General features: G+C 71.4%; 9 protein-coding genes and 1 pseudogene. 6 read left to right on the top strand and 4 right to left on the bottom strand.

Annotated features, from left to right (window positions below):
* From ACIQ1J_RS34765 to glgB, 4 genes and pseudogenes are all read left to right on the top strand, one after another.
* Positions 1-435, top strand: a pseudogene (locus ACIQ1J_RS34765) (alpha-1,4-glucan--maltose-1-phosphate maltosyltransferase); the annotation flags it as partial.
* On the top strand, positions 432-2,132 hold the full coding sequence (gene treS / locus ACIQ1J_RS34760; RefSeq protein ID WP_403563294.1) for a maltose alpha-D-glucosyltransferase: 1,701 nt from the start codon (positions 432-434) through the stop codon (positions 2,130-2,132). The pseudogene ACIQ1J_RS34765 and the gene treS, both read left to right, overlap by 4 nt.
* A gap of 101 nt (positions 2,133-2,233) precedes the next feature.
* Positions 2,234-3,628 (top strand): phosphotransferase, encoded by a 1,395-nt coding sequence (locus tag ACIQ1J_RS34755; protein ID WP_403563291.1) that lies wholly within the window; start codon positions 2,234-2,236, stop codon positions 3,626-3,628.
* Positions 3,629-3,668: 40 nt separating this feature from the next.
* On the top strand, positions 3,669-6,209 hold the full coding sequence (gene glgB / locus ACIQ1J_RS34750; RefSeq protein ID WP_403563289.1) for a 1,4-alpha-glucan branching enzyme: 2,541 nt from the start codon (positions 3,669-3,671) through the stop codon (positions 6,207-6,209).
* 10 nt (positions 6,210-6,219) lie between these two features.
* Here glgB and ACIQ1J_RS34745 read toward each other — a convergent pair whose 3' ends face one another.
* From ACIQ1J_RS34745 to ACIQ1J_RS34730, 4 genes are all read right to left on the bottom strand, one after another.
* Positions 6,220-8,484, bottom strand: a complete 2,265-nt coding sequence (locus tag ACIQ1J_RS34745) for a HelD family protein (protein ID WP_403563297.1) — start codon at positions 8,482-8,484, stop codon at positions 6,220-6,222.
* Between the two features lie 119 nt (positions 8,485-8,603).
* The gene (locus tag ACIQ1J_RS34740) at positions 8,604-8,918 is read right to left on the bottom strand and encodes a co-chaperone YbbN (RefSeq protein WP_121749553.1); all 315 of its coding nucleotides are present in this window, start codon (positions 8,916-8,918) and stop codon (positions 8,604-8,606) included.
* 11 nt (positions 8,919-8,929) lie between these two features.
* Positions 8,930-9,328, bottom strand: a complete 399-nt coding sequence (locus ACIQ1J_RS34735; protein WP_403563287.1) for a MerR family transcriptional regulator — start codon at positions 9,326-9,328, stop codon at positions 8,930-8,932.
* 167 nt (positions 9,329-9,495) lie between these two features.
* The gene (locus ACIQ1J_RS34730) at positions 9,496-10,896 is read right to left on the bottom strand and encodes a cation:dicarboxylate symporter family transporter (RefSeq protein ID WP_403563285.1); all 1,401 of its coding nucleotides are present in this window, start codon (positions 10,894-10,896) and stop codon (positions 9,496-9,498) included.
* Between the two features lie 154 nt (positions 10,897-11,050).
* Here ACIQ1J_RS34730 and ACIQ1J_RS34725 point away from each other — a divergent pair, with 154 nt between their 5' ends.
* Together ACIQ1J_RS34725 and ACIQ1J_RS34720 are read left to right on the top strand one after the other, a co-directional pair.
* Positions 11,051-12,769 (top strand): ATP-binding protein, encoded by a 1,719-nt coding sequence (locus ACIQ1J_RS34725; protein WP_403563283.1) that lies wholly within the window; start codon positions 11,051-11,053, stop codon positions 12,767-12,769.
* Positions 12,766-13,467 carry a response regulator gene (locus ACIQ1J_RS34720; protein ID WP_403563280.1) on the top strand — a complete coding sequence of 234 codons (702 nt, stop codon included), beginning with the start codon at positions 12,766-12,768 and terminating at the stop codon, positions 13,465-13,467. Before ACIQ1J_RS34725 ends, ACIQ1J_RS34720 begins: the two co-directional genes overlap by 4 nt.
* Positions 13,468-13,515 lie beyond the last annotated feature (48 nt).

Here is a 13,515-nt window from a genome sequence, read left to right as displayed (position 1 = left end):
AGCGAGAAGTACCAGCTCAAACCACGCGACTGGGCCACCGCCGCCCGCGAGGGCACCACCATCGCCCCCCTCATCACCCAGCTCAACACCATCCGGCGGGAGAACCCGGCCCTCCGCCAACTGCGCGATCTGCACTTCCATCCCACGGACAAGGAGGAGGTGATCGCCTACTCGAAGCGGCAGGGGTCGAACACGGTTCTGGTGGTCGTGAACCTCGACCCCCACCACACCCAGGAGGCGACGGTCTCGTTGGACATGCCGCAACTCGGCCTGGACTGGCACGAGTCGGTGCCGGTGCGCGACGAGCTCACCGGCGAGACCTACCACTGGGGCAGGGCCAACTATGTGCGCCTGGAGCCGGGCGTCACGCCCGCCCACGTCTGCACGGTTCTGCGACCGTCCCACCCGCAGATCGGAGGGTCACCCACCACATGATCGTCAACGAGCCCGTGCCGGACACCTTCGAGGACACACCGGCCAAGGACCGTGACCCGGACTGGTTCAAACGAGCCGTCTTCTACGAGGTACTCGTCCGCTCCTTCCAGGACAGCAACGGCGACGGCGTGGGCGACCTCAAGGGCCTCACCGCCAAGCTGGACTACCTGCAATGGCTGGGCGTGGACTGCCTGTGGCTCCCGCCCTTCTTCAAGTCGCCGCTGCGCGACGGCGGTTACGACGTCTCCGACTACACCGCGGTGCTGCCCGAGTTCGGCGACCTGGCCGACTTCGTCGAGTTCGCGGACGCCGCCCACCAGCGCGGCATGCGCGTGATCATCGACTTCGTCATGAACCACACCAGCGACCAGCACCCGTGGTTCCAGGAGTCCCGCAAGGACCCCGACGGCCCGTACGGCGACTACTACGTCTGGGCGGACGACGACAAGCAGTTCCAGGACGCGCGGATCATCTTCGTCGACACCGAGGCGTCGAACTGGACCTACGACCCGGTGCGCAAGCAGTACTACTGGCACCGCTTCTTCTCCCACCAGCCCGACCTGAACTACGAGAACCCGGCCGTGCAGGAGGAGATGATCTCCGCCCTGAAGTTCTGGCTGGACCTGGGCATCGACGGGTTCCGGCTGGACGCGGTGCCGTACCTCTACCAGGAGGAGGGCACCAACTGCGAGAACCTCCCGGCCACGCACGACTTCCTGAAGCGGGTGCGGAAGGAGATCGACGCGCAGTACCCGGACACGGTGGTGCTGGCGGAGGCCAACCAGTGGCCGGAGGACGTCGTCGACTACTTCGGCGACTACGCCGCCGGCGGCGACGAGTGCCACATGGCCTTCCACTTCCCGGTCATGCCCCGCATCTTCATGGCCGTACGCCGCGAGTCCCGCTACCCCGTCTCCGAGATCCTCGCCAAGACCCCGGCCATCCCGTCCGGCTGCCAGTGGGGCATCTTCCTGCGCAACCACGACGAGCTGACCCTCGAGATGGTCACCGACGAGGAACGCGACTACATGTACGCGGAGTACGCCAAGGACCCGCGCATGCGCGCCAACATCGGAATCCGCCGCCGGCTCGCCCCGCTCCTCGACAACGACCGCAACCAGATCGAGCTGTTCACGGCCCTGCTGCTCTCCCTGCCAGGCTCGCCGATCCTCTACTACGGCGACGAGATCGGCATGGGCGACAACATCTGGCTCGGCGACCGCGACGCGGTCCGCACGCCGATGCAGTGGACCCCGGACCGCAACGCCGGCTTCTCGTCGTCCGACCCGGGGCGGCTGTTCCTGCCGACGATCATGGACCCGGTCTACGGCTACCAGGTGACGAACGTCGAGGCGTCCATGGCCTCGCCCTCGTCCCTGCTGCACTGGACCCGCCGCATGATCGAGATCCGCAAGCAGAACTCCGCCTTCGGCCTCGGCACCTACACCGAACTGCCCTCCTCCAATCCCGCGGTACTGGCCTTCCTGCGGGAGTACGAGGACGACCTGGTGCTGTGCGTCCACAACTTCTCCCGCTTCGCGCAGCCCACCGAACTCGACCTGAGCGCCTTCGGTGGGCGCCATCCGGTCGAGCTGTTCGGCGGAGTCCGCTTCCCGGCGGTCGGCGAACTGCCGTACCTGCTGACCCTCGGGGGGCACGGCTTCTACTGGTTCCGGCTGCGCGGCGACGCTCTCTAGGGCCGCCGGACCGGCCCGATCCCCGGGCGGGCGGTTTCTGCCTCCCCGCCCGGGGCACGCATCAGTAACACCCCGACGACCCGGGGAAAGGACGCGACGCCATGTCGGAAGCCGTCATACGCACCGTCACGAGCCCGCCAGGCCTTCTAGCGTCACTTGAGCCACTGCTGCGGGACTGGCTGCCGCGGCAGCGCTGGTTCGCGGGCAAGGGCCGTCCGGTCACCGGATTCTCGCTGGTCGCGGCCACCGAGCTACTCCCCTCCGACGCCCGTCTCGGCCTGTACCACGTGCTGGTCCGCGCCCACCAGCAGCTCGCTCCGGCACCGGGCGCGGCCGAGGAGCCCGGCGACTGCTACCAGCTGCTCATAGGCGCGCGCGAGGCGCTGCCACCCCGGCTGGCGCCCGCGCTCATCGGACATGTGGCCGAGGGCCCGCTGACCGGCCGCACCGCCTACGACGCCCTGTACGACACCCGGCCCGCCGAGGTGCTCCTGGAGGCGCTGCGCACCGGGGCCCGCATCGGCGGGCTTCGTTTCGAGCGGGGACCGGACCAGGAGATACGCACGGGCCTGGTGCCGCGGCTGATGACCGCCGAGCAGTCGAACTCGTCGGTCGTGTATGGAGATACGTTCATTCTCAAGTTGCTGCGCCGGATCGTGCCGGGCGTCAACCCCGATCTGGAGCTGCCGCTGGCGCTGGCCCGCGAGGGCTGCCCCCGGGTGCCGGCTCCGGCCGGGTGGATGGTGGCCGACCTGGCCGGCCGGTCCTGGGTACTGGGCGTGCTCCAGCCGTACGTACAGGGCGCGACCGACGGCTGGGAGCTGGCCCTGCGCGAGCTGGCCAAAGGGGAGGACTTCGCCGCCGAGGCCAGGGCGCTCGGACGGGCCACCGCCGAGGTGCACACCGCGCTGGCCCGCGCGCTGCCGACCGTCACCCTCGGCCACGGCCGGATGCGGCAGCTCGCCGACGGCATGATCGAGCGGCTGGAGGAGGCCGCCCACGCGGTGCCCCTGCTCCGGCCGTACGCGCCCGCGCTGCGCACGGCGTTCACGGCGCTGGACGACCTGGCCGCCGAGGGCCGCACCTGGACCGCCCAGCGCGTCCACGGCGACCTGCACCTCGGCCAGTGCCTGCGTTCGCCCTCCGGCCGGTGGTCGCTGATCGACTTCGAGGGGGAGCCCGCCAAGCCCCTGGCCGAGCGGCGGATGCCACAGCCGCCGGTGCGGGACGTCGCCGGGATGCTGCGCTCCTTCGACTACGCCGCGCACTCGGCCGACGCCGCGGTGCCGGGCTGGGCCGATTCCTGCCGGGCCGCGTACTGCACCGGGTACGCGGAGGTCGCCGGCAGCGACCCGCGCACCGACCCGGTGATGCTGCGCGCCCACGAGACGGACAAGGCGGTGTACGAGGTCCTGTACGAGGCCCGGCACCGTCCCGACTGGCTGGCGGTGCCCCTGTCCGCGGTGCGCCGCCTGTCCACGCCCGAACCGGCATGACACCCCCTCCCGATCCCACTTCGCCCAGGAGGCTCCACCCGTGACCCCCCGCCCCTCGTCCAGCGGTCCCGACCCGAAGAAGACGGCCGAGGAGAAGAGCGCCGCGAAGAAGGCGGCGCCGCCTGAGAAGGCGGTGGCCAAGAAGACGACCGCGAAGAAGGCGACCGCGAAGAACGCGACCTCGAGGAACGCGACCTCGAGGAACGCGACCTCGAGGAAGGCCGCCGCCAAGGCGCCGGTCGCCACCGGGACGACGGCCGCTAAGACGGCGGCGGCCGCTAAGAAGACCGTGGCCAGGAAGGCGGTCGGGAAGAAGCCGGTCGCGAAGAAGACGCCCGCGAGGAAACCGGCCGCCAAGAAGGCCCTGAAGAAGGCGGTGCCGGTCGAGGTCGCCGTCTCCCCCTCCCTGGACGCCGTCGACCGGGAGCGGCTGCTCGCCGGTACGCACCACGACCCGCACTCCGTGCTCGGCGCCCACTCCGTGCCCGGCGGAGTCGCCTTCCGGGCCTTCAGGCCGTACGCCCGGGCGGTGACCGTCCTGTCCGGGGAGCTGCGGGCCGAGCTGCACGACGACGGGGACGGGTTCTTCTCCGGACTGGTGCCGGTCCAGGAGGTCCCCGTCCACCGGCTCCTGGTGACGTACGAGAGGACGGCCCAGGAGGTGGACGACCCGTACCGCTTCCTGCCCACGCTGGGCGACCTGGACCTGCACCTGATCGGCGAGGGACGGCACGAGCAGCTCTGGCAGGCGCTCGGCGCGCATCCGGTGACCCACGAGGGCGTCGCGGGCACCCGCTTCACGGTGTGGGCGCCGAACGCGCGCGGGGTCAGGGTGGCCGGCGGCTTCAACTTCTGGGACGGCACCGGTCACCCGATGCGGTCGCTGGGCGGCACCGGCGTGTGGGAGCTGTTCCTGCCCGGCGTCGGCGCGGGCGAGCTGTACAAGTTCGAGATCACCCGGCCCGACGGCTCGCGCACGTTCCGCGCGGACCCGCTGGCCCGCCGTACGGAGGTCCCGCCCGCCACCTCCTCCGTCGTGCACGCCTCGGACTACACGTGGGGCGACGAGGAGTGGCTGGCCCGGCGCGCGGCAGCGCCCGCGCACGAGGCGCCGCTGTCGGTGTACGAGGTCCACCTGGCATCCTGGCGGCCGGGGCTGACGTACCGCGAGCTGGCCGAGCAGCTCCCCGCGTACGTCGCGGACCTGGGCTTCACGCACGTCGAGCTGATGCCGGTCGCCGAGCACCCCTTCGGGGGCTCCTGGGGCTACCAGGTCACCGGCTTCTACGCGCCCACGGCCCGCCTCGGCGACCCCGACGACTTCAAGTACCTGGTGGACCGGCTGCACCAGGCGGGCATCGGTGTCCTGATGGACTGGGTGCCGGCGCACTTCCCGCGCGACGACTGGGCGCTGGCCGAGTTCGACGGGCGCCCCCTGTACGAGCACTCCGACCCGCTGCGGGCCGCGCACCCGGACTGGGGGACGCTGGAGTTCGACTTCGGACGCCGGGAGGTGCGCAACTTCCTCGTCGCCAACGCCGTGTACTGGTGCGAGGAGTTCCACATCGACGGGCTGCGCGTCGACGCGGTCGCCTCGATGCTCTACCTGGACTACTCGCGCGAACCGGGCCAGTGGACGCCGAACGAGCACGGCGGCCGGGAGAACCTGGACGCGGTGGCGTTCCTCCAGGAGATGAACGCGACGGTGTACCGGCGGGTGCCGGGGGTCGTCACCGTCGCGGAGGAGTCGACGGCCTGGGACGGGGTCACACGGGCCACGCACCACAAGGGGCCGAGCGGGTTCGGCGGGCTCGGGTTCGGGCTGAAGTGGAACATGGGCTGGATGCACGACTCGCTCGAGTACATGAGTCACGAGCCGGTGCACCGCAAGTACCACCACGGCGAGATGACCTTCTCGATGGTGTACGCGTACAGCGAGAACTACGTGCTGCCGATATCCCACGACGAGGTGGTGCACGGCAAGAAGTCGCTGGTGTCGAAGATGCCCGGCGACTGGTGGCAGCAGCGCGCGAACGAGCGGGCGTACCTGGGCTTCATGTGGGCCCACCCCGGCAAGCAGCTGCTCTTCATGGGGCAGGAATTCGCGCAGGGCGCGGAGTGGTCCGAGGCGCACGGTCCCGACTGGTGGCTGCTCGACCCCGGGTACGGGGCGGCGGCGGACCACCGGGGCATGCGCGATCTGGTGCGGGACCTGAACACCGTCTACCGGGTCACGCCCGCTCTGTGGCAGCGCGACACCCATCCCTCGGGTTTCGCCTGGGTCGTCGGGGACGCCGCCGAGGACAACGTCCTCGCGTTCCTGCGGCTGGACGCCGACGGCACCCCGCTGCTCGCGGTGTCGAACTTCGCCCCGGTCGTCCGCCCCGACTACCGCCTCGGCGTCCCCGACGACGTCCCCGCCTGGCACGAGGTGCTCAACACCGACGCCGCGCGCTACGGCGGCGGCGACGTGGGCAACCCCGACCCGGTCAAGCCGGAGCCGCAGGGGTGGCACGGCCGGCCGGCGAGCGTCCGGCTGACCCTGCCGCCCCTGTCGACGGTGTGGCTGCGCCCGGCGTAGGCGGCGTGGGCTACGCGTCCACCAGCCCCGTCGGCAGCGGCCCGGTGTGCAGTACGCCGAGCCGCTGGGTGGCCCGGGTGAGGGCCACGTACAGGTCGCTCGTGCCGTAGCGGCCGGGCTCGACGACCAGGACGGAGTCGAACTCCAGGCCCTTGGACTGGCGCGGGTCGAGCAGGACGACGCTCCGTGTGAGGTCCGGCTCGGTGCCCGCCGTCACGCCGTCCAGCCGGGCGGCGAGCGCCTGGTGCAGCTCGCGCGGGGCGATGACGGCGAGGCGGCCCTCCTCGGGGGTCAGCTCCCGGGCGGCCTCGGCGACGGCGGCCGGGAGGTCGCCGGTGGCGCGGACCCAGGGCCGTACGCCCGTGGAGCGCACCGAACTCGGCGGTGCGAAGGCGGGGTCGTCGGCGCGGACGACGGCCGCCGCCATGTCCATGATCTCGGCCGGGGTGCGGTAGTTGACGCCCAGGCGGGTGTGCTCCCAGCGGTCCTCGACGTAGGGGGCGAGGATCTTCGACCAGGAGCCGACGCCGGCCGCCTCCGCGGTCTGCGCCGGGTCGCCGACCAGGGTCATCGAGCGGGTCGGGCAGCGGCGCATCAGCAGCCGCCACGCCATCGGGGACAGCTCCTGCGCCTCGTCCACGATGATGTGCCCGAACGCCCAGGTGCGGTCCGCCGCGGCGCGCTCGGCGGCACTGCGGTGGTCGTCCTCCTCCTGGCGCTCGGCGAACCGCTCGGCGTCGATGATGTCGTGCGCCGACAACACCTCCGCGTCCTCCTCGTCCTTGTCCTCGAACTCATAGGTCCGGGACGCGTACGACACGTCCAGCACGCCCTGCGCGTAGGCGATCTGCTGCTGCCGCTCGCGTTCGGCGCGCGAGCGGGCGATGCGGTCGTCCTCGCCGAGCAGCTCGGCCGCCTCGTCGAGGAGGGGCACGTCGGCGACGGTCCAGCGCCGGGTGACCGGACGGCGGACGGCGGCGGCGTCCCCGGCGGGGAGGTAGGCCTCGGGGGCGGCGAGGAAGTCGGCGACGAGGCGCTGCGGCGTCACCCGGGGCCAGAGCTGGTCGATGGCCGACCAGACCTCGGGGTTCTCGGCGAGTTCGTCGCGGATCTGGGTGATGTCGCTGGGGTCGAGCAGGTTGGTGCCGTCGTAGGGGTCGGTGCCGATGCGTTCGGCGACCATGTCGGTGAGGGTGTTGAGGATGTGGCCCTCGAAGTGCTCGCGGGACGCGTTGTGCGGCAGCTGCGCGGCGCGGGTGCGCTCGCGGGCGACGTTGACCAGGTCGTCGTCGAGCATGAGGACCTCGCGGTCGTGCTCGATCGCGATCACCGGGTCGGGCAGCGCCTGACGGTCGCGGACCACCTCGGCGAGGACGTCGGCCATGTCGGCACGGCCCTTCACCGCCGCCGCCTCGGGCGTGTCCGTCGCCGTGGCCTTCACACCGGGGAACAGCTCGCCGACGGTGGCGAGGAGCACGCCGGTCTCGCCCAGGGACGGCAGCACCTCGCCGATGTAGCCGAGGAAGGCCGGGTTGGGGCCGACGATGAGGACGGCGCGCTTGGCGAGCAGCTCGCGGTGCTCGTAGAGGAGGTAGGCGGCGCGGTGCAGGGCGACGGCGGTCTTACCGGTGCCGGGGCCGCCCTCGACGACCAGGACGCCGCGGTGCGGGGCGCGGATGATGCGGTCCTGGTCGGCCTGGATGGTCTGCACGATGTCGCCCATGCGGCCGGTGCGCGCGGAGTTCAGCGCGGCGAGCAGCACGGCGTCGCCGGACGGGTCCTCGTGGCCGGTGCGCGTCTCGTCGCCGAGGTCGAGGATCTCGTCGTGCAGGGCGGTGACCGTGCGGCCCTCGCTCGCGATGTGCCGGCGGCGGCGCAGGCCCATCGGGGTGTGGCCGGTGGCCAGGTAGAAGGGGCGGGCGACGTCGGCCCGCCAGTCGATCAGGACCGGGGTGCGTTCGGCGTCGTCGGCGCGCAGGCCGATGCGGCCGATGTGGTGGCCGGCCCCGGAGGTGAGGTCGATGCGGCCGAAGCAGAGGGAACCGTCCACCGCGTTGAGCGCGGCGAGCAGCCCGGAGCGCTCGGCGACCAGGATGTCCCGCTCCAGCCGGGCCTGCTGAGGGGTGTTGCCCTGCGCGAGCGCCTGGGTCACCGAGACCTCGGTGTCGCCGCGCAGCGCGTCCACGCGTGCGTACAGTCCGTCGATGAATTCCTGCTCGTGCCGCAATTCATCGTCCGGAAATTCGGTGTTTGACAATTCCACTCCCGCCCGGATATACTGTGCTCATTGAACCTCTTCGTGACCTCAATGCCTGAAGTCACGAATCAACGAATATACGCAAAGAAATCCCCCGAGCGCAATTGCTCGGGGGATTTCTTCGTATCGGAGGCGGGTCAGATCACGTCTGACAGCTCCTCGAGCAGCCGCCGCTTGGGCCGGGAGCCCACCATCGACTTCACCGGCTCACCGTCGCGGAACACCATGAACGTCGGCATGGACAGCACCTTGTACGCGTTCGTGGTCGCCGGATTCCGGTCGACGTTCAGCTGCACCACCCGGAGCCGGTCGCCCTCTTCCGCGGCCAGGGCGCTGAGCACCGGAGCCATCTGCCGGCACGGCGGGCACCAGTCCGCGGTGAACTCCACCAGCACCGGCAGCTCACTGCCCAGCACCTCCCCGGCGAACCCGGCGTCCGTCACCTCGGGCACCCCGTTGCTCGTCATGCGTGTCCTCCCAGTTCGCACTTGGGCTCCGGGCCCCCCGGAACCGCCGCCTCGGCTCGCGCCAGTTGCGCACCGACCTGCGCCCGCACCGACGCGAGCTGCTCGATCAGCTCGTCCAGCTCCGCCAGCTTGCGCCGGTAGACCACGAGGGAGGCCGGGCACGAGTCGCCCTCGGGGTGCCCGGCGCGCAGACACTCCACGAACGGGCGGGTCTCCTCCAGGTCGAACCCGAAGTCCTGGAGCGTTTTGATCTGCCGCAGCAGCCTCAGGTCTTCCTCGTCGTACGTCCGGTAGCCGTTGACGGCACGACGCGCGGACAGCAGGCCCCGCGACTCGTAGTACCGCAGCGTCCGCGTCGTGGTCCCGGCCCGTGCGGCCAGCTCGCCGATTCGCATGGGGACGAACGTAAACCTTGACGCGGACGTCAAGGCAAGAAGCCCCGCGCCACACGGGGCGCGGGGCTTCTCGGGGGGACCGGGCGGCTGAGCAACGGGGGGAGCACCTCAGCCGCCCGGCGCGTGTGGGCGTCGCGCCGGCCTGTCTCGGGCCGGCGCGGCCTGTCTCAGGCCCGGGCCAGCTCCTTCTCGCCGCCCTGCCCGGGCACCCCGGGCGTGCCGTCCGCGTCGGCGCCGTCGGCGCCGTGGTGGTCGTCCAGGAGGGTCTTCTCGTCGAACGGGGCGTGTCCGGCGAGCACCTCGTCCACCCGGCCCCTGTCGATCTCCTTGGTCCAGGTTCCGATCAGGACCGTGGCGATGGCGTTGCCCGCGAAGTTGGTGAGGGCGCGGGCCTCGCTCATGAAGCGGTCGATGCCGACGATGAGGCCGATGCCGTCCACCAGGGCGGGCTTGTGCGAGGAGAGACCGCCGGCCAGTGTGGCGAGCCCGGCACCGGAGACACCGGCCGCGCCCTTCGAGGCCACCAGCAGGAAGAGCAGCAGGGGGATCTGCTCACCGATCGACATCGGCGTGCCCATGGCGTCGGCGATGAACAGCGAGGCCATGGTCATGTAGATCATGGTGCCGTCGAGGTTGAACGAGTAGCCGGTCGGGACGGTGATGCCGACCACCGGCTTGCTGACGCCGAGGTGCTCCATCTTCGCGATGAGGCGCGGCAGCGCCGACTCCGACGAGGAGGTGGACAGGATCAGCAGGAACTCGCGGCCCAGGTACTTGAAGAGCGAGAGGACGTTGACGCCGGCGACGAAGCGCAGCAGCGCGCCCAGCACCAGGAAGACGAAGAGGAAGCAGGTGACGTAGAAGCCGAGCATCAGTACGGCCAGGCTCTTGAGCGCGTCGACGCCGGCCGAGCCGGTGACCGCGGCGATGGCGCCGAAGGCCCCGACCGGGGCGGCCCACATGATCATCGCCAGGACCCGGAAGACCAGCCGCTGGATGTGCTCGATGCCGCGCAGGACGGGCTGCCCGGCGGAACCCATGGCCTGCAGGGCGAACCCGCAGAGCAGGGCGATCAGCAGGGTCTGGAGGACCTCGCCCGACGTGAACGCGGAGACGATCGTGGTCGGGATCATGCCCATCAGGAACTCGACGGTGCCCTTGGCCTCCGCGTCGACCTGCGCCTGACCGGTCTCCTTGACGGCGTCGGTGACCGCGAGGCCCGTGCCCGGGTCCAGGATGTTGCCGACGACCAGGCCGATGGCGAGCGCCACCAGCGACATCACCAGGAAGTAGACCAGGGCGATACCGCCGACCGCGCCGACCTTGGCGGCCTTGCGCACCGAGCCGATGCCCAGCACGATCGTGCAGAAGATGATCGGCGAGATCATCATCTTGATCAGGTTCACGAAGCCGGTGCCCAGCGGCTTCAGCTCGGTCGCGAAGTCCGGAAAGATCAGGCCGACGGCGATACCGAGGGCGACCGCGATGATCACCGCGATGTAGAGATAGTGCGTGCGATCGCGCTTGGCTTTGGGTGCGGTAGCTGCCGTAGCGGCTTTGCTGGTCACGGCGGCCCTCCTTGACGACGTCGTCGGCATCACCGGCGTGCGGCTCACGTCCGGGAGTTTGTTTCGGGGATGCGGTGACTATCTCCCGCGCTGTGAGCGCGGTCACCCTTGCGTTCATTTCGTTCACAATCAGGCCAGGAGGGAGACTGACGGCATGCACCTCCGCGTCCCCCGCCCCCGCAGCCTGGCCGGTCAGCTCTTCGCCATGCAGGCCGTGCTGATAGCGGTCGTGGTCGCCGGGTACGCGCTGTTCACCTACGTCAGCGACCGGCGGCAGGCGGAGGAGGCGGCCGGGCGCCAGGCCAGGTCGGTGGCGCTCGCGATCGCCGACTCGCCGTCCGTGCTGGAGGCGATCCGCACGCCCGACCCGACGGCGCGGCTCCAGCCGTACGCGGTGCGGGTCATGCGGGACACCGACGTGGACTTCGTGACGATCATGAATCCGGAGGGCATCCGCTGGACCCACCCGGACCCGGAGCAGATCGGCCGTCCCTTCCGCGGTCACATCGAGCGCGCGCAGCGGGGCGAGACGTTCACCGAGACCTACACGGGCACGCTGGGGCCGTCGGTGCGGGCGGTGACGCCCGTGGAGAACGCCGGGCGGGTGGTCGGCCTGGTCAGCGCCGGGATCAAGGTCGAGGAGATCAGCAAGCGGGCGCAGGAGCAGCTGACGGCCCTGCTCGGGGTGGCGGCGGGGGCGCTGCTGCTCGGTGCGGTCGGCACGTACGTGATCAACGCGCGGCTGCGCCGGCACACGCACGGTATGAACGCGGACGAGCTGAGCCGGATGCACGACTACCATCAGGCGGCGCTGCACGCGGTGCGGGAGGGTCTGCTGATGCTGGACGGGCAGTACCGTGTCGCGCTGATCAACGACGGCGGACGGGAGCTGCTCGGTGTGACCGGTGACGTGGTGGGCGCCTCGGTCGCGGACCTTGGGCTGCCGGCGCAGCTGACGGGGGCGCTGCTGGCCTCGGAGCCGCGGGTGGACGAGGTGCACCTGGCGGCGGAGCGGGTGCTGGTGGTGAACACCTCGCCGGTCTCCGGCGGCGAGCACCGGGGCACGGTGGTGACCCTGCGCGACGTGACCGAACTGCAGTCGCTGACGGGCGAGCTGGATTCCGAGCGCGGATTCACCCAGGCGTTGCGCTCGCAGGCACACGAGGCGGCCAACCGGCTGCACACGGTCGTCTCCCTGATCGAGCTGGGCCGCACCGAGGAGGCCGTGGACTTCGCGACGGCCGAACTGGAGCTGGCGCAGGCGCTCACCGACCAGGTGGTGGCGGCGGTCGGCGAGCCCGTACTGGCCGCACTGCTGCTGGGCAAGACGGCGCAGGCCAACGAGCGGGGAGTGGAGCTGGTGGTGTCACAGGACGGCCGACTGGACGACGGGTTGCTGCCGCCGTCCCTGCCCGCCCGGGACCTGGTGACGATCCTGGGGAACCTGGTCGACAACGCGGTGGACGCGGCCCAGGGCGAGGTGCCCTCGCGGGTGACGGTGGCGGCGTACACCGAGGCGACCCGCGGACGGCGGACGGCCGGGGACGAGGACGTCTCCGGCACGGACCCGGCGGCGGGTGGCTCCGAGCTGGTGCTGAGGGTGTCGGACACGGGTGCCGGGGTCGATCCCGCCCATGCCGACCTGGTCTTCCAGCGGGGTTTCTCGACGAAGCCGGCCGGTGAGGGCGGCCGTGGCCTGGGGCTGGCGCTGGTCAGTCAGGCAGTGCAGCGGCACGGCGGCACCCTGACCGTGACGGAGGCCGAGGGCGGCGGCGCACGTTTCGAGGCCCGGCTGCCGTTGGACGGTCCCGGGGGCCACGCGCCGGCCCCGGACGCCCTGGCGGGCAGACATGAGTTCGGGGGCGCCGTATGAGCACCGCCCCGCAGCCGATCCGTGTGCTGGTCGTCGAGGACGACCCCGTCGCCGCCGACGCGCACATGATGTACGTCGGCCGGGTGCCGGGGTTCACGGCCGTCGGCAAGGCGCACACGGGAGCGGAGGCCCGGCGCGTGCTGGACCGTACGCCGGTGGATCTGCTCCTGCTCGACCTGCACCTCCCGGACGTGCACGGGCTGCAGCTGGCCCGTTCGCTGCGGGCGGCGGGGCATCACACCGACGTGATAGCGGTGACGTCGGCGCGGGACCTGACGGTCGTGCGGGAGGGGGTCTCGCTGGGCGTCGTCCAGTACGTGCTGAAGCCGTTCACCTTCGCCACCCTGCGGGACCGTCTGGTGCGGTACGCCGAGTTCCGGGGTGCCGCCGGGGAGGCGAGCGGTCAGGACGAGGTGGACCGGGCCCTGGCCGCACTGCGGGCTCCGGGCCCGGCCGCCCTGCCGAAAGGGCTGAGCGGGCCGACGCTGGAGCGGGTGACGGGCGCGCTGCGCGGCACCGAGGAAGGGCTCACGGCGGCCGGGGTGGCCGAGGCCGTGGGCATCTCCCGGATCACGGCCCGGCGTTATCTGGAACATCTGGTGGACTCGGGGCGGGCGGGGCGGAGCCCGCTGTACGGGCAGGTGGGGCGGCCGGAGTTGGTGTACCGGTGGGTCCGCGAGGCCGAGCGGGGCCGATGAGCACAGGTTGTCCACCGCACACGCATTGACCTGGCTGGACCAGTCCTC

The sequence above is a fragment of the Streptomyces sp. NPDC097107 genome (genome assembly GCF_044762405.1).
In the GTDB taxonomy this organism is placed as follows: Bacteria; Actinomycetota; Actinomycetes; order Streptomycetales; family Streptomycetaceae; genus Streptomyces; species Streptomyces thinghirensis.
The sequence above is the reverse complement of the archived record's forward strand: the minus strand, read 5'-3'. Positions and strand labels throughout refer to the sequence as shown.

Coding starts and splice junctions, on each gene's coding strand:
- ACIQ1J_RS34725 (WP_403563283.1), top strand. CDS start 11,051: ATGCACCTCCGCGTCCCCCGCCCCCGCAGCCTGGCCGGTCAGCTCTTC.
- ACIQ1J_RS34755 (WP_403563291.1), top strand. CDS start 2,234: ATGTCGGAAGCCGTCATACGCACCGTCACGAGCCCGCCAGGCCTTCTA.
- ACIQ1J_RS34735 (WP_403563287.1), bottom strand. CDS start 9,328: ATGCGAATCGGCGAGCTGGCCGCACGGGCCGGGACCACGACGCGGACG.
- ACIQ1J_RS34720 (WP_403563280.1), top strand. CDS start 12,766: ATGAGCACCGCCCCGCAGCCGATCCGTGTGCTGGTCGTCGAGGACGAC.
- treS (WP_403563294.1), top strand. CDS start 432: ATGATCGTCAACGAGCCCGTGCCGGACACCTTCGAGGACACACCGGCC.